A 16,402-nucleotide genomic window follows, 5' to 3' on the forward strand; every position below is an offset into this window, starting at 1 on the left:
AGTATTTTTCATCAATATCAGAAAAAAGTTGATTTACACTTCAACATGCGCTTTCCTTTATACTCAATGGAAATTCTCTATTTTTAACAATTAATCGATTATTAAGCTTCAGTAATATTAGGATTTCATAGTAAATTTGCAATTGCAAAATTAATTCGTTAGAAAGGACTTGTGTAATGCAATCGTATATTGATGTAGAAAATGGTATCGTTCCCTCGGTTTGTTCTCTTGATTGTCCAGACCAATGCGGATTGCTTATTCATAAAGAAGCCGGGAAAATTGTTAAAATTGAAGGTGATCCTGAACATCCAGTCACAAAAGGAAGCATTTGCAACAAAGTTCGGCATATGGCTGAAAGGATTTATGATCAAAATCGAATTACAACCCCTTTAAAACGCATTGGGGAAAAAGGCGATGGTCAATTCGTTCCAATCAGTTGGGAAGAGGCCATTACAACTATTACAAATCAGTGGAATAAAATAATTTCTGAAGAAGGTCCAGAATCGATTCTTCCTTACAGCTTCTATGCAAATATGGGAAAACTCAGTTCTAAAGGAATGGACCGCCGTTTCTTTAATCGCCTTGGTTCGAGTCAACTGGATCGGACGATTTGTTCAGTCGCCGGCGAGGCGGGCTACAATTACACAATGGGCGGGCGTTATGGAACGGATCCAGAAGAGATGACGGAAACGAAATTATTTATTTTTTGGGGGATCAATGCGGTCAGTACCAATATGCACCAAATTATGATTGCCCAAAAGGCGAAAAAAAACGGCGCGAAAACTATTGTCATTGACGTCCATAAAAACCAGACCGGACGCATGGCTGATTGGTTCATCCCCATTCTACCTGGAACTGACGGAGCGCTTGCACTCGGAATTATGCATATTCTTTATAAAGAAAAGCTAGTCCATCAAGCTTTTTTGGAACAGTACACAATCGGCCATGAAGCGCTGGGCGAACATGTTAAGTACTACAATCCGCAAAAAGTTTCCACCATTACGGGCGTGCCGGAAGAAGATATTTATGAATTGGCTCGAATGTACGGTAACATCTCTCCTTCCATGATACGCATCGGCAATGGGTTGCAGCATCATGATAATGGCGGCATGATCGTCCGGACCATTACTTGCTTGCCTGCTTTGACTGGGCAATGGGAATTAAAGGGCGGAGGAGCAGTCAAATCAAATTCCGACTATTTGACGCATAATATTGCCGCACTAGAACGGCCTGAACTTCAGAAAAAACCAACGCGGAAATTCAATATGAATTTATTGGGACAAGCATTACTGAAGAAACAACAAAGGATTCGCTCTTTGTATGTCTATAATAGCAACCCCGCCGTTGTCGCACCGGATGCCAATAAGGTCCAGGATGGCTTAGCACGCGAGGATTTGTTTACAGTGGTCCATGATTTGTTTTTGACGGATACTGCCTTGTATGCGGACATTGTTCTGCCTGCGACATCCGCTTTTGAAAATACGGACTTTTATACATCTTTCTGGCATCACTACATCCATTTGCAGGAACCTGTCATCGAAACATACGGGGACAGTAAATCTAACCCGGACGTTTTCAGATTGTTGGCGCAAGCAATGGGCTTTGACGAGCAACCCTTCCTAGATAATGACGCTGAAATGATCGATCAAGCATTAAGCGATTTGTCCAATCCTCATTTATCTGAAGTATCGTATGCTGCATTAAAGGAGCAACGCTATATGAAGGCGAGTGGGACAGGCGATTTATTGAACCATTTAAAGACGCCGAGCGGAAAAATCGAGTTGTATTCAGAACAAATGAAATCGGCAGGATTACCGGCCCTTCCCACATATATCCCGATTGTTCAAGATTCCGATTATCCTTTACTGTATGTACCTGCAATTAACCATAATTTTATGAACACGATTTTTTCGAACAATGAAAAACATATCCAACTTGAAAAAGCCCCTAAATTGTTCATCAATCGGCACGATGCGGAAAGGCGAGGAATCGAAGACAAATCGACTGTCCGAATATGGAACGAGCGCGGGGAATGTATATTCACTGTCTCTGTAGGCGAGCAAGTCCTTCCCGGAGTTGTTGTCAGCCAAGGTATTTTGGGAGATAGTTCAGGTCAAAAACACCTTGTGAACGCTTTAACACCAGACCGAATTGCTGACATGGGCGGTGGCGCAACGTTTTTCTCAGGACGTGTTGAAGTGGAAAGTTTATAACTTGAAGAAACGGATCAGAATTCCTACTGTATAAAAATGAGCCTCTTATGAACTATCCCAAGAGGCTCATTTCGTTCTTATACTGTCTCAACAATACCCCATTGGTCGATGGCACGCTTCAAAGTCTCTGACATTTTTGCTATTATTTCGATTCATTTGTCATTGGCGTTAACCGCCGCCCGGAATTCACAACAAAATGATCTCCAAAGTCTTTCAAATATTAAACGCTGTGCACAAAATTTCATGAATGTTTAAACATTCAAGTTTGTTTTTTACAAGTGTATAAAAACACTTATGACTGCTTTTCACACTAGGACTTAATTAACCCTTCGCATCATTCGGGAAATCCTCATCTTTCCAAGATGTTGCGTATAATAACAACAAGGTCAGTTCTTTGATACGTTTAGACTACTATAGCTAGAACGCTTTTTCCAACTATCAAAAACCCTTTACCTGTACAGGTATTTCAGCAATAGATAATGGATTGTAAAAAACAGTTATATATCACTACCTTTTTGACTACATTCTGAATTTACGTCAAGCAATCTAGCATGCTAAAATATATTGAATTCATTTTACTAGAGGAAGTGTGAAACTCAAGAGAAGTCCTATATTCGCTGTACACTCACTACGTAACACTGTATTTGATTTATAGAAATCAAACTAGTAAAGAGGTGCTCAAAGTTGATAGCGGAAAATAGAGAACAAACCATATTTAATCATAGAGGAAAGAAAATCGTAGCTGACCGTGACATCGAAATTATTGCGAAAGTCGATGAACCATTAGTTGTTGTCTTAGGCAATATGCTAAGCGATGAAGAATGTGACGAACTGATCCGGCTGTCAACTGACAAGATGAAACGATCCAAAATCGGAACAGTTCATGCAGAAAACGAGATTAGAACTAGCAGCGGTATGTTCATTGAAGAACCTGATAACTTGATTGTCACGAGAATTGAAAAACGGATTGAAGCGGTTATGAATATCCCAATCGAACACGGTGAAAGACTTCAAGTATTGCGCTATCTGCCAGGCCAGGAATATAAAGCACATCATGACTTCTTCTCAGCAGCGAGCAACGTTACCAATAACCGAATCAGTACGCTCGTCATGTACTTGAACGATGTCGAACAAGGCGGCGAAACGTTCTTCCCCCACCTGAAACTGTCTGTCACTCCCCAAAAAGGAATGGCCGTCTATTTCGAGTATTTCTATAACGATCCACTGTTGAACGACTTGACGTTGCATGGTGGTGCACCGTTGGAAATCGGAGAGAAATTTGTAGCGACGCAGTGGATGAGGAAGCAAAGAGTGCGGTGAAGAGCTTGGCTAAACCTGATCAGTCAGTATCCGTAGATGAGTGTTTAGTTCAAGATAGCTATTATATAAAACGGATCCAAAAATTTAAGTATTCTCGTTAATCGAGATGGTCATTATTTCTTACGTAAATAAACTATAAAAAGCGTCAACTCCTAAATAATTAGGAGTTGACGCTTTTAAATTAGAGCAGCTTGACTTACATCATGCCGCCCATTCCACCCATACCGCCCATATCAGGCATTCCTGCTGCACCTGCTGGTTCTGGTAGGTCTGCAACAACAGCTTCAGTAGTTAAGAACATAGCCGCTACAGATGCTGCGTTTTGAAGTGCATAACGAGTTACTTTTGTTGGATCCACGATTCCAGCTTCCACCATGTTAACCCATGTGCCTTCTGCTGCGTTAAAGCCGACGCCGACTTCTTCGCGCTTCAAGCGGTCTACTACGATAGAACCTTCAAGGCCCGCGTTTGTTGCGATTTGACGTACTGGTTCTTCGAGTGCACGAAGTACAATCTTAATACCTGTTGCTACGTCGCCTTCCGTGTCTTCAAGTAATGTTTCTACTTGCTTATAGACGTTCACGAGTGCAGTACCGCCACCCGATACGATTCCTTCTTCTACTGCCGCACGTGTTGAGTTTAATGCGTCTTCGATACGAAGTTTACGCTCTTTCAACTCTGTTTCAGTTGCAGCTCCGACTTTGATGACTGCTACACCGCCAGCTAGTTTAGCTAGACGTTCTTGCAATTTCTCTTTGTCGAATTCAGAAGTTGTTTCTTCCAACTGTGAACGAATTTGGCCTACACGTGACTCGATAGAACCTGCGTCACCGCTACCTTCAACGATTGTTGTGTTGTCTTTTGTAACGACGATTTTCGCAGCGCGTCCTAGTGATGTCAGGTCAGCAGATTTCAGATCAAGTCCTAGATCTTCTGTGATTACCTGTCCACCAGTTAGGATTGCGATGTCTTCAAGCATAGCTTTACGGCGATCACCGAAGCCTGGTGCTTTAACAGCCACTGCGTTGAATGTACCGCGTAGTTTGTTGACCACTAGTGTAGCTAGAGCTTCACCTTCAACATCTTCTGCAATGATCAACAATGGTTTACCTTGCTGAACAACTTGTTCAAGCACTGGTAGAATTTCTTGGATATTGTTGATTTTCTTATCTGTAATTAAGACATATGGATTTTCAAGCACTGCTTCCATTTTGTCTGTATCTGTTGCCATATAAGCAGATGCGTAACCACGGTCGAATTGCATACCTTCTACTACATCGAGCTCTGTTATAAAGCCTTTAGATTCTTCAATTGTGATAACACCGTCGTTGCCTACGCGCTCCATTGCTTGTGAAATTAACTCTCCGACTTCTTCGTCTCCAGAAGAGATTGCCGCAACTTGTGCAATTTCTTGTCTGCTTTCGATTTCATCTGAAACGCTTTGAAGACCTTCCACGGCTGCGACTACTGCTTTTTCGATTCCTTTACGGATACCGACTGGGTTTGCGCCAGCTGTTACGTTCTTCAAGCCTTCACGGATCATAGCTTGAGCAAGGACAGTTGCTGTTGTTGTTCCGTCACCTGCGATGTCATTTGTCTTCGATGCAACTTCTGCTACAAGCTTTGCGCCCATGTTTTCGAATGCATTCTCAAGCTCGATTTCTTTTGCAATGGTTACACCATCATTCGTGATGAGTGGTGAACCGAATTTTCGCTCAAGTACGACGTTACGACCTTTTGGCCCAAGTGTTACTTTTACAGCATCTGCTAGTGTATCTACACCGCGGAGCATTGCGGAACGTGCTTCTTCGTTAAATTTAAGTTCTTTAGCCATTGTAAATGATTCCCTCCAGAGTTTTCTATTTGTCTACTATATTTACGTTTTAATTAATTATCCAATAATTGCAAGAATATCACTTTCACGAAGGATTAAGTATTCTGTACCTTCATACTTCACTTCAGTGCCTGCGTATTTAGAGAAGATGATGCGGTCGCCTTCAGATACTTCTAGTTCAACGCGCTGTCCGTTCTCAAGAACACGGCCTGTACCAGCAGCGATCACTTTACCTTCTTGTGGCTTCTCTTTCGCAGAGTCCGGTAGAACAATACCGCTTGATGTTTTTTCTTCTGCTTCGATTAATTCGATAATGATACGGTCACCTAGTGGTTTCAACAAATGAAACAACCTCCTCGAGATAATGTGTAATTTTTAGCACTCACTTATATCGAGTGCTAATATAATTCTAATAATAAAGAATTCCATACATTATTGCAAGTAAAAGTGTTCGACATTTTCTTCTTTTGCCAAACGCCTTTTTTCGCGTTAAACTAATCAACATGTATGGAGGAAAGGTTGTGCACCGTGAAAAACTGGGTTGTTGCTCTGATGATCTTCATGTCGTATGTGTTGCTCCAGATTACCAGCATTTTTCTTGCCCCTGAATTAATTGTTTACTTCACCGGCAAAGACTTGTCCAAGATAGAGGCCGTTTCTCAAGGGTTCGCTTGGACATTATTCATCACGCAAGGTATCGCTGCACTCATAATCGCTGTGATCCTGTTACGTAATAAAAAGTTCTTACCTGTATTTAAAGGAAAGCCATCGGGATTCGGAAGCGTTCTTCTATGGGGAGTACTTGGTTTCTTCCTCGCCATGGCTGGACAAATTGTAGGCGCTGCGATTGAGTCAGTGTTCGGTGTGGCCACTGGCTCCGAGAATACGGAGTTATTGTCAAACATCTCGAAAACCGCACCTATTATCATTTTTGCCATGGTGTTGTTTGCACCGTTCCTCGAAGAAGTCGTGTTCCGCCGGATTATCTTCGGTGGCTTGTACACAAAGACGAACTTCTGGGTTGCTGCGATTGTCAGCGCCATCGTCTTCGCAGCAGTGCATAATGAGTTACAACACTTGCTCATGTACTTGATGCCAGGTCTAGCGTTCGCCTTCGTCTATTACAAGACCAAGCGCCTACTGACCCCGATGATTGCCCATTTCCTCATGAACAGTTTCGTCACTGTCGTGCAATGGAATGCGGATAAACTGCAACAATTACAAGATATGCAACAGAGTATCATAACATTACTACAATAGAAAAAATCTCCCCATTCAAGGGGAGATTTTTTAAATATGAATATGCAGAAAGATGAATCAGGCCTGTGGTTCGGGGATTGGAATTCCAACAGGGGACGCTTTCCCGAGGGCACGGCCCGAGCCTCCTCGTCGCAAAGTGCGCTCCTGTGGGGTCTCGAACTCGCGCTGATCCTCCAGGAGTCGCCCCTGCTTCCACTCCAATCCCTACTTTTAAAGTGTATCGATATAGATCACTCACTGGTGGTATTGCCTGAACTATTGTTGCCTTTCAACTTATCTAAGTTCAAGTACAAGAGTATAAACCTATTTATCAATATGCGATTAGAAAGCATATTTAAGCACTGTCTATGTTCTTACTTTTTCTTTATCTATCAAACTTCAGAACACAACAGTAGTTGATCGTAAGTGGAAGGCGGCGACTCCCGATGGATAAGCGTGCGCCTTGAGACCCTGGACTGAACGAAGTGAGGGAAGCGGCTCAAGGCCACGCCCATGGGAAAGCGTCCGCCTGGAACGTCGATCAACGGCGCCTTCCCCACTCTCAAAACCTTTACTGAGCTGCCATAACCTGCACCATCTTATCAATATCAGGCTTCGCTGTTCCTCTCACGTTCTCTGTCAAAATACTAAAGATCAGCTCTTGCCCACTCTTTGTCGTCACATAGCCCGACAACGAATCCGTGCCGTTGAGCGAACCGGTCTTTGCCTGCACCTTGCCCCTGACAACAGGACTCGTCAAACGGTTGCGCAACGTCCCGCCTAACATGCGGTCATTTACGCCTGCGATTGGCAACGAACGCTCAAACGCTGGATACCATTCCTTAGATTGAGCGACATACAACACTTCTGCAATCTTCTCAGAAGGGATTTTGTTTTTATGCGACATACCTGAACCATCCTCTACATACATACCTTTCGTGCTAATGCCGTCTTTTTCTAACGTTTCTCTGACGACACGCAAGCCAGCATTCCAGCTTCCTTCATTGTATACTGCACGTCCCATCGACTTTGCCAAAATCTCAGCATGAGAGTTGTTGCTGTACTTCATGAATGGCATCATCAAATAATACAATGACATCGATTCTTTCTTTGCGAGTAACTTTGTATTCTCGGGAGTTTTCCCGCGTGTTACACGAGCAGTCGGTTGAAGCTTAATCCCTTCTTTAGCTAGTGCACGTTTGAAGACGTCTGCTGTATAAGCTGTCGGATTGGATACCGTCACCCATTGGCGATTGCCATTTGAGTTAAGAGGAATATTGCCCGAAACGATAATCGTGTTCGTTCCGTGCTGACGTTTCATTGTGACGGTATTGCGTTGGTTTTTCGGTACAGTGCGTGTGCGATTGACGACTTTTACGATGTCTGTGTGCGGTGTCAATGTGACTGCTCCCGCCCTACCATTTCGTGTCGGCTTCGCTTGGACAATTGTCGTACCTGCGTCGTAATCTTTATTCGGCGAGATTGTCAGTGCCGAAACTTGCGCTGCGTAGTAATAAGTTTCATCTGATTTATAAATACCGGGTGATAGACGTTGTGTATCAAACCATGTATCATCCGCCACGATATGTCCTGTTACGGCTTTAATACCTGATTCACGCATTTGGCGAGCCATGCGCAATAAGTCAGCTTCAAGTAATGTTGGATCGCCTGTCCCGCGCAAATATAGATGACCGTCTAGGATACCGTTTTTCACTGTACCGTTCGTTAAGACATCTGTATCGAATGTATAATCTTTCCCTAATATTTCAAGAGCTGCTGTACTTGTCAATACTTTTACGTTCGAAGCGGGCGTGATACCTTGATTTCTACGGTATTGATAGACAATGCGATGAGTATCCGCTTCACGTACGATAACACTGCTTCGTGTACCACGCATACGCTGGCTTGAAATCACTTGATTAATCCCTGTTTCTAAGCCTTTATAGGACGGCTGAGCCACAGCTGCCTGACCTTCTATAACTGGAGTCATAACACTCGCCATAAGCAACATCGCACCTAGTAACCACTTGCTCCAACTAGTTGGAGTCTTTTTACTATTCACTTGTATTCAATTCCCCCTACTCATTCTATTCTTAGATAGTTTACCATAGGAGTATTGGTAAATGAACCCATATTCGACCACGGTACCATAAACGCAAAAAATCCTCCTGCGTTAGCAAGAGGATCTGAATGGGTTTACTTATCGTCCGTTTTATTCATCACTTCATCAATCTGACGCTGTTGCTCTGCTTTCACTTCTTCCATCTGGCGTAGACGTTCCGCTTTCTCGAACTTCCGATAACCTAGACGCGAGATCACGATACTGACCTCATACAAGATGAATAGCGGAACCGTGGTGAATAAATGCGATACGATGTCTGGTGGTGTAATGAACGCAGCCAGTACGAATAAAACGAAATACGCAACTTTTCGTATTTTGACGAGTACTTTAGGTTGCAACACACCAAGACGTGATAAAAATAAAATGACAATCGGTAACTGAAAGACGAAACCGAACGGCAATAGTAGCGAGAATAAAAAAGAGAAATATTCGTTAATACCGATTGTCTGCTCAATGTTTAATTGACCCGACAGATTAATCATGAATTTCATGACATACGGGAGCAATATAAAATAAGAGAAACTGATTCCTGCTAAAAACAGGAGAAAAGCGAACGGGATATATGACAGCGTGACACGCCGTTCTAAGTCACGAAGTCCCGGTGAAATAAAGGCCCAAAATTGATACATGATGACCGGTGAAATAATAACAATCGCAAGAAATACAATGACCTTCAAATAGATCACGACTGGATCTACGACGTTAAATGCATTCAATGTGACTTGTTCAGCCGGTGTATCGAACTGTATAAAATTAATCAGCGGCTTCGCCAAAAAGAAACTACCGATTGCCCCAACAATAAAGAAAACGACGATTACCATCAGCCGTTTTCGAACTTCATCTATATGTTCAATGATTGTTAAGTCTTTATCTGCCATCAGAATAACACCCTAACTCAGCGCACTTCTTCTTTCTTGTCTTCAACCTTTTTCACGTCATCTTCGTCATCTGTAAGGCCTTTAGTTGCGTTTTTGAACTCGCGCAATGAAGAACCGAACGCTTTACCGATTTCAGGTAATTTCTTAGGACCAAATATAAGCAATGCAATCACAGCGATAATCAGTAAACTTCCGATACCTGGAGCCATGTTGGCCACCTCCTCATAATATGTCTATTCTACATGAAAACCTATGATTTTACTATTACAGTGTCACGTAATTTGTGAATCTTTTACGTCCGTTTTAATGAGATAAATCAATGTTTGCAGCTCAACAGACAAGTCGATTGTCTGAATGCGGATTGTATCTGGTACAGCCAAGCGTTCAGGAGTAAAGTTCAAAATCCCTTTCACAGACGTTGTAGCGAGACGATCGGTCAATTCCTGTGCCACACGTGATGGAACGGTCAAAATGACCATTTCAATGCCTAATTCATTAATTTTCTCTTCAATACGATCAGGTGGATAGATAAGAATATCGTTCTTCAATTCACCTTCATACGGTGCTTTTGGATCGAATGCCACGACAATTTTCGTGTTATGAATCTTTTGGAAATTGTATTTCAAAAAGGCGTTTCCGAGACTACCTACGCCAATCAATGCCACATTGGTTTCTTCATCTTGATCGAGTGTTTCGCGGAAGAATTGCAACAAGGAATCGACGTCATAGCCGTACCCTTTACGTCCAAGCGCTCCGAAATGTGAGAAATCTCTTCGGATGGTCGCCGCATCAATTTTCATCGCTTCACTTAATTCGCCTGATGAAATACGTTGTACGCCTTTATCTGCATAATTTCGTAAAAATCTATAATATAATGGCAACCGTTTTGATGTTGCCTGTGGAATTCTAGGTTTACTCACAGCTGTGCCCTACCTCCATTGTCACTTCAATGACCAACCCCTAAACAAGGGTATAGCCGCTTTTATCGTACAGCACAACGAGTTCATTGTAAAGCCGATTATTGCATGGGACGCCTCATTCCATTAAACTGATAAAGAATAGAGGTGTGGGGCTTGATTATTTTACAAGTGAATGGACTGACCAAGTCTTTTTCAGGCACGGATCTACTAGAGAACGTCCGTCTCGAAGTACAGCATCGAGATCGCGTCGCACTAGTTGGACGGAACGGTGCTGGAAAATCGACATTATTGAAAATAATTGCAGGTGAACTATCCGCTGACGAAGGAGATATTATCATTCCGAAAGATGTACGCATGGGCTATCTCGAGCAGCACAGCGGACTGGATTCGGAATTGACGATTTGGGATGAAGTGATGACGGTATTCGCACCCCTTCGTGAAAAGGAAAGTCGCCTGCGCACGCTAGAGCATGAAATGTCGAATCCTGCGGTATATGAAGATGCAGATCGCTATGCTCGCGTCATGACGGAATACGATGAACTGCAAATTGAATTTAAGGAAGCGGGTGGCTATCAGTTTGAAGCCGATGCCCGTTCTGTGCTGCATGGCATGCGGTTTTACCCAGATGACTTCGAGAAGCCTGTGCATTTACTATCTGGCGGTCAAAAAACTCGTCTAGCGCTTGCAAGGATGCTTCTGAGCAAGCCAGACTTATTGATACTTGATGAACCGACAAATCACTTGGATATCGAAACACTGAACTGGCTTGAACGATACTTATCGGGTTACGAAGGTGCAATTCTAATCGTTTCGCATGACCGGTACTTCCTCGATAAGGTAGTTACAACTGTTTATGAAGTGTCTCGACGGAAAGTCTCAAGGTACAGTGGTAATTACAGTTCGTACTTAGACGAGAAAGCGAAAAACTACGAACGTGATCAGAAGTTGTTCAGTCAGGAAAAGGATGAACGTGCTAAACTGGAAGAGTTTATTCAGAAGAATATTGCGCGTGCATCGACTTCCAAAATGGCGAAAAGCCGACGTAAACAACTAGAGCGTAGAGACTGGATGGACTCCCCTGATGGCGACGAGAAATCCGCGAACTTCTCCTTTTCGATTGATCGACCGAGCGGTAACGATGTACTGTCGCTAGACGATGTCAAAATTGGCTATGGCGAAGAGCCTGTATCGAAGAATATTCATCTGCGTATTTATAAAGGTGATCGCGTAGCATTTATCGGTCCGAACGGTGTCGGCAAATCAACGTTACTTAAAACCATTGTTAAACGCAATGAACTAATGGGCGGCGAAATCCGTTATGGGACAAATGTTCAATTTGGTTACTACGACCAAAACCAGGCAACACTCATCGGTTCTGGTAACGTTTTGCAGGAAATATGGGATGACTGGCCACAAATGAATGAAAAAGATGTCCGCTCACTACTTGGACGCTTCTTGTTCACGGGCGACGACATAGAAAAACTCGTCTCTTCCTTGTCAGGCGGAGAAAAAGCCCGTCTTTCATTAGCACAATTAATGCTCGAGAAATCCAATACACTGATCTTGGACGAGCCAACGAATCATTTAGATCTCGACAGCAAAGAGATATTAGAAAATGCACTTGACGATTTCCCTGGAACGATTCTGTTCGTGTCACATGACCGATACTTTATCAACCGAATCGCAACCAAAGTTATTGAAATGAGTGACGATGGCGCAGTTGAGTATCTGGGCGACTACGATTACTTCATCGAGAAAAAAACTGAGATGGAGGAAATACTAGCTGCCACACGACTTGAACAACAATTAAAAAAGCCCATCGTCAAGAAAGAAGTAGCGAATAAAGAAAACCAACGTCACGAACGCCGGCTAACGAGATCCATTGCTGACTTAGAGAAAAAACTCGAAGCTTTCGACGAAGAAATTGAAACTTTGCAAGCAAAACTACTAGAACCCGAACTGGCGAACGACCACATTGAGCTAATGAATATCCAACGCCAAATCGATGAAATCCAAGCCGTCCATGACGAACAATCAGAAGAGTGGCTGTTACTTCAAGATGAGTTAGAAAACTTAGAAAGACGTCTGGATCTATGAATTAATGTAATACAAAATGAGCATTGAGAACTGATTGGTTCTTGATGCTTTTTTGTTTATATTGCATTGGTTATGAGCGGTGGTGGTGATGGATAGAGCGGTTGCGGGGAGAGTATGAGCGGTCGCGCAGAAAGTATGAGCGGTTATGACTTCGCATAGAGCGGTCGCGCAGAAAGTATGAGCGGTTATGACTTCGCATAGAGCGGTCGCGCAGAAAGTATGAGCGGTGACAGCTTCGCATAGAGCGGTCACGGGGGAAGTATGAGCGGTGACGACTTCGTATAGAGCGGTAGCGCAGATTGTATGAGCGGTGACAACTTCGCATAGAGCCGTCGCGCAGAAAGTATGAGCGGTGACGACTTCGCATAGAGCGGTCGTCACATTCTATAGAGCGCTTGTGTAAAAATATGATGCTTCAACTATATTATCCGAACAATCTCACGACAAATTACGACAAGAATCATTCCTTTCCTCCTATCATTCGTCATTTTCATACTTTTACTTAAAATTGTAAGCTAAAATACACTTTATTTCTCCACAATCTTCTCCACAGAGTAAATCCCCATTTGAACACATATGAACATAGTTATCCACCTTATCCACAATTACCTGTTTATTAGTCCACATAGTTATCCAAAATGTATCCGTTTACCATTCACAGGTTACGAATGTTACTCACATTCTATCCACAAATTGTGCATAAGTACGAACGTTCCCTCTTGACAATCTAATTTTCGTCTAACAAAAAAACACACAATTTGCTGAAAGTTAGCAAACTGTGTGTATCTTCAATAATTCCATGATTTTAATGGCATACCAGGACGACCATTCATACTTAAATCACTTCGAACGCCGCTTTTCCACATCTCATAGCCAGCCGCAGCAATCATAGCCGCATTATCTGTACACAATGAAATAGGTGGAACATAAAAAGGAATTCCCTCTTTTTCAAGCGCAGTAGTTAACGATTTTCGTAGTCCTTGATTGGCAGCTACACCGCCTGCTGCAATCACTTGCTTCACATCATATTCTTTTGCAGCTTTCACTGTCTTGACAGTCAGTACATCGACAACACTTTGTTGAAAGCCCGCCGCAACATGATTATGATTGATCTTTCCGCCTTTTTGCTCGATATTATGCTTATAATTAATAACCGAAGATTTCAATCCGCTAAAACTGAAGTCATACGAATCTTTTTCGAGCCAAGCGCGCGGGAAATCAATACTCTCATCACTCGCCAGTGCTAGCTGATCTACTTGCGGTCCTCCTGGATAAGGCAAACCAAGTACACGAGCTACTTTGTCATAGGCTTCACCTGCTGCGTCATCACGCGTTTCACCAATCAATTCGAATGACCCATGCGACTTCATAACGACAAGCTCCGTATGACCACCTGAGACGATGAGCGCCAGCAAAGGGAACTCCATTTCATGGATCAATTGATTGGCATAAACATGTCCTGCAATATGATGGACACCTATCAACGGTAACTGATTTGCAAAGGCGAAAGCCTTCGCTGCATTGATACCGATCAACAGTGCCCCCACTAACCCAGGTCCTTCTGTCACAGTGACGGCTTCCAAATCACTTGGTACAAGCTTCGCTTCATTCAAAGCTTCCTGAATCACCAGTGTGATTTGTTCCACATGCAGACGCGAAGCTATTTCGGGAACAACACCGCCGAATTGCTTTTGCTGCTGGATTTGTGACGATACTATAGAAGAGATAATCTCCGTTCCATTTTTGACTATAGAAGCTGCGGTTTCATCACAGCTCGTTTCAATACCTAAAATATAATGATTTTTATCCATTAGAATTCCACCCACATGACGAGCCCATCTTCATGGTCGTCTGTATAATAGTTTTTCCTTATGCTGCCTTCTTGAAAACCTAGCTTACGATACAATGTCCGTGCTGTTTCATTGCTAACACGCACTTCAAGCGTCATGGTTTTCACTTCATTCAAGCGGCACAGCTCCATCGCCTGACGCATCAGATCTTCTCCGTATCCTTTACCTCGGTGAGCCGAAAGTACGGCCACATTGGTAATATGACATTCATCGAGAACAATCCACATACCGCAATGCCCAATTACTTCACCGTCAAGTTCCGCTACAATATAATGAGCATACGCATTTCCTGTTAATTCATGATCAAAAATCTCTTCTGTCCAAGGCGTCGCAAATGATTCGAGTTCTATACCTGCAACTGCCGGTATATCATCATGCGTCATCTTTCTAAATAGTACTTCATTAATCATGGGAAGACCCCTTCTTCACCAAATTGGCTTCTGCCTCAGTAATACGCTTATACTGTGGCGTAAACGTATGCACTGTTTCCGGTTGTTCTGCACTTTGAGCCAGTAATATAGCAGAAGATGCACGTGGCACATTCAATGCAAACGGAGCTACATGTGCTAGCTCTCCAAGATGTTCACGAATAGTTGATTCATGCAATTTTACATCTTCTCCAACAAATAAGATTGCTTCGTTATACTCTTGTAACTTCTCCAGCAACTCTGCAAGTGCACAGTGCTGATCTTCTAGAACATTGATCAGTTCAGTCCCCTTCGCACGATAGACACCTGCGTAGACGTTAGATCTTCTCGCGTCAATCACGGAACAGATTAGACCGTTAAACAGTTGTCCATTCACCGCTAAAGCCTTCAGACTCGATACACCATAAAGTGGTTTATCAAGCGTCCAAGCTAGTGTCTTTGCAATTGTCACGCCAATGCGGACACCAGTATAGGAACCTGGTCCTTCTGAAACAGCAATCGCATCTATTTCCGAAGGAGTAATGTCTGCTTTACGACACGCTTCTTCTACTGCTAGCATCGCGCGAAGCGAATGATTGACCTTCATCATGCTTGACTCTTCGATCAGTAATCCATCATCTTTAACAATTGCTACAGATAAAGGTGAATTTGCTGTATCTATACCTAACCATATCATGTAAAAATCTCCTCACAAATACGTGTAAATCGTTCACCTTTTGGCGTACACTCAACTCTGCGGCAATCAGGCCCCGTATGATGGATGACTAATTCCAACCGATGTTCAGGCAACTCTTCATGAATAAATTGAGCCCATTCCACCACAGAAATCGCATCTCCATAAAACAGTTCGTCCCAACCTAAGTCTTCCTCGCTATTGGCTAATCGATATACATCCAAATGATTGAAAGGGAAATCCCCTTCATACTGCTTGATAATCGTAAAAGTAGGACTGCTGACGGTCCGTGTGATACCGATTGCTTTTGCAAGCGCTTTTGTGAATGTTGTCTTACCAGCTCCGAGATCACCTTCAAGTGTCAGCACGTCAGGAGGTCTTAGATACCCACCGATCTGGGCAGCTAGCTTCTCCATCTCCTCAACGGTTTCGATTTCTTTCTCCCACACAGCTAACTCACCCTTCTCTTCCTATTATAGTACTAGTGTACAGAAAAACCTTAGAAAACAAAAGCTAAGAAGACAGCCTCGTTTATTTACAATAAAAAAACGATCACACCCGTTAAGGTGAAATCGTTTTGGAATGTTAAAATATGGCGGTCCCGACGGGAATCGAACCCGCGATCTCCTGCGTGACAGGCAGGCATGTTAACCGCTACACCACGGGACCACTGAAAAGAAACCAAAAAAATAAAGCCTAGCAACGTCCTACTCTCACAGGGGGAAACCCCCAACTACCATCGGCGCTGAAGAGCTTAACTTCCGTGTTCGGTATGGGAACGGGTGTGACCTCTTCGCCATCGTTACTAGACTCTTTGAGTAAAGCTTG

The 16,402-nt window shown here is 43.1% G+C and carries 14 protein-coding genes, 1 tRNA gene and 1 rRNA gene; 4 read left to right on the forward strand and 12 right to left on the reverse strand.

Going from position 1 to position 16,402, the window contains the following annotated elements; all coding sequences use genetic code 11:
- Nucleotides 1-176: 176 nt before the first annotated feature.
- The gene (locus CSV80_RS15245; protein WP_099671684.1) at nt 177-2,213 is read left to right on the forward strand and encodes a molybdopterin oxidoreductase family protein; all 2,037 of its coding nucleotides are present in this window, start codon (nt 177-179) and stop codon (nt 2,211-2,213) included.
- A 684-nt stretch (nt 2,214-2,897) separates the two neighbouring features.
- The gene (locus tag CSV80_RS15250; RefSeq protein WP_099671685.1) at nt 2,898-3,533 is read left to right on the forward strand and encodes a 2OG-Fe(II) oxygenase; all 636 of its coding nucleotides are present in this window, start codon (nt 2,898-2,900) and stop codon (nt 3,531-3,533) included.
- Between the two features lie 196 nt (nt 3,534-3,729).
- Here the strand turns inward: CSV80_RS15250 and groL are convergent, their stop codons facing one another.
- Nucleotides 3,730-5,367, reverse strand: a complete 1,638-nt coding sequence (gene groL, locus CSV80_RS15255; RefSeq protein ID WP_099671686.1) for a chaperonin GroEL — start codon at nt 5,365-5,367, stop codon at nt 3,730-3,732.
- 57 nt (nt 5,368-5,424) lie between these two features.
- Nucleotides 5,425-5,709, reverse strand: a complete 285-nt coding sequence (gene groES, locus CSV80_RS15260) for a co-chaperone GroES (RefSeq protein WP_029055048.1) — start codon at nt 5,707-5,709, stop codon at nt 5,425-5,427.
- 186 nt (nt 5,710-5,895) lie between these two features.
- Between groES and CSV80_RS15265 the strand changes: the two genes are divergently transcribed.
- Complete coding sequence (locus CSV80_RS15265) at nt 5,896-6,627, forward strand: CPBP family intramembrane glutamic endopeptidase (RefSeq protein ID WP_233201621.1); 732 nt, start codon at nt 5,896-5,898, stop codon at nt 6,625-6,627.
- A 550-nt stretch (nt 6,628-7,177) separates the two neighbouring features.
- Here the strand turns inward: CSV80_RS15265 and dacB are convergent.
- The 4 genes from dacB to CSV80_RS15290 form a co-directional block, all read right to left on the reverse strand.
- Nucleotides 7,178-8,668, reverse strand: coding sequence for a D-alanyl-D-alanine carboxypeptidase/D-alanyl-D-alanine endopeptidase (gene dacB / locus CSV80_RS15275; RefSeq protein WP_099671688.1), 1,491 nt, complete (start codon nt 8,666-8,668; stop codon nt 7,178-7,180).
- A 134-nt stretch (nt 8,669-8,802) separates the two neighbouring features.
- Complete coding sequence (tatC, locus tag CSV80_RS15280) at nt 8,803-9,606, reverse strand: twin-arginine translocase subunit TatC (protein WP_099635414.1); 804 nt, start codon at nt 9,604-9,606, stop codon at nt 8,803-8,805.
- A 17-nt stretch (nt 9,607-9,623) separates the two neighbouring features.
- Nucleotides 9,624-9,815 (reverse strand): twin-arginine translocase TatA/TatE family subunit, encoded by a 192-nt coding sequence (locus tag CSV80_RS15285; protein WP_029055052.1) that lies wholly within the window; start codon nt 9,813-9,815, stop codon nt 9,624-9,626.
- 63 nt (nt 9,816-9,878) lie between these two features.
- Nucleotides 9,879-10,526, reverse strand: a complete 648-nt coding sequence (locus tag CSV80_RS15290; RefSeq protein WP_099671689.1) for a redox-sensing transcriptional repressor Rex — start codon at nt 10,524-10,526, stop codon at nt 9,879-9,881.
- Nucleotides 10,527-10,679: 153 nt separating this feature from the next.
- On the opposite strand from CSV80_RS15290, the gene CSV80_RS15295 reads away from it, so the two are divergent.
- Entirely contained in the window at nt 10,680-12,623 is a 1,944-nt protein-coding gene (locus tag CSV80_RS15295) for an ABC-F family ATP-binding cassette domain-containing protein (protein ID WP_099671690.1), read from the forward strand.
- Between the two features lie 788 nt (nt 12,624-13,411).
- Here CSV80_RS15295 and tsaD read toward each other — a convergent pair.
- The 6 genes from tsaD to rrf all read right to left on the reverse strand — a co-directional run bounded on the left by tsaD (nt 13,412) and on the right by rrf (nt 16,384).
- Complete coding sequence (gene tsaD, locus CSV80_RS15300; protein ID WP_029055055.1) at nt 13,412-14,434, reverse strand: tRNA (adenosine(37)-N6)-threonylcarbamoyltransferase complex transferase subunit TsaD; 1,023 nt, start codon at nt 14,432-14,434, stop codon at nt 13,412-13,414.
- On the reverse strand, nt 14,434-14,883 hold the full coding sequence (gene rimI, locus CSV80_RS15305) for a ribosomal protein S18-alanine N-acetyltransferase (RefSeq protein ID WP_099671691.1): 450 nt from the start codon (nt 14,881-14,883) through the stop codon (nt 14,434-14,436). The genes tsaD and rimI overlap by 1 nt, the downstream gene beginning before the upstream one ends.
- A complete protein-coding gene (gene tsaB, locus CSV80_RS15310) occupies nt 14,876-15,577 on the reverse strand; it encodes a tRNA (adenosine(37)-N6)-threonylcarbamoyltransferase complex dimerization subunit type 1 TsaB (RefSeq protein WP_099671692.1) in 702 nt (233 codons plus the stop codon). Before tsaB ends, rimI begins: the two co-directional genes overlap by 8 nt.
- The gene (gene tsaE, locus CSV80_RS15315) at nt 15,574-16,023 is read right to left on the reverse strand and encodes a tRNA (adenosine(37)-N6)-threonylcarbamoyltransferase complex ATPase subunit type 1 TsaE (protein ID WP_199084003.1); all 450 of its coding nucleotides are present in this window, start codon (nt 16,021-16,023) and stop codon (nt 15,574-15,576) included. The genes tsaB and tsaE overlap by 4 nt, the downstream gene beginning before the upstream one ends.
- A 144-nt stretch (nt 16,024-16,167) precedes the next feature.
- Nucleotides 16,168-16,243 (reverse strand) — tRNA-Asp (locus tag CSV80_RS15320).
- Nucleotides 16,244-16,268: 25 nt separating this feature from the next.
- A 5S ribosomal RNA gene (gene rrf / locus CSV80_RS15325) occupies nt 16,269-16,384 on the reverse strand.
- Nucleotides 16,385-16,402 lie beyond the last annotated feature (18 nt).

The sequence above is a fragment of the Sporosarcina sp. P12(2017) genome (genome assembly GCF_002743035.1).
Lineage (GTDB): Bacteria > Bacillota > Bacilli > Bacillales_A > Planococcaceae > Sporosarcina > Sporosarcina ureae.

Excerpts from the sequence above, each read along its gene's own strand:
- CSV80_RS15245 (WP_099671684.1), top strand. The coding sequence starts at position 177 with ATGCAATCGTATATTGATGTAGAAAATGGTATCGTTCCCTCGGTTTGT.
- groL (WP_099671686.1), bottom strand. The coding sequence starts at position 5,367 with ATGGCTAAAGAACTTAAATTTAACGAAGAAGCACGTTCCGCAATGCTC.
- tatC (WP_099635414.1), bottom strand. The coding sequence starts at position 9,606 with ATGGCAGATAAAGACTTAACAATCATTGAACATATAGATGAAGTTCGA.
- CSV80_RS15285 (WP_029055052.1), bottom strand. The coding sequence starts at position 9,815 with ATGGCTCCAGGTATCGGAAGTTTACTGATTATCGCTGTGATTGCATTG.
- tsaD (WP_029055055.1), bottom strand. The coding sequence starts at position 14,434 with ATGGATAAAAATCATTATATTTTAGGTATTGAAACGAGCTGTGATGAA.
- rimI (WP_099671691.1), bottom strand. The coding sequence starts at position 14,883 with ATGATTAATGAAGTACTATTTAGAAAGATGACGCATGATGATATACCG.
- tsaB (WP_099671692.1), bottom strand. The coding sequence starts at position 15,577 with ATGATATGGTTAGGTATAGATACAGCAAATTCACCTTTATCTGTAGCA.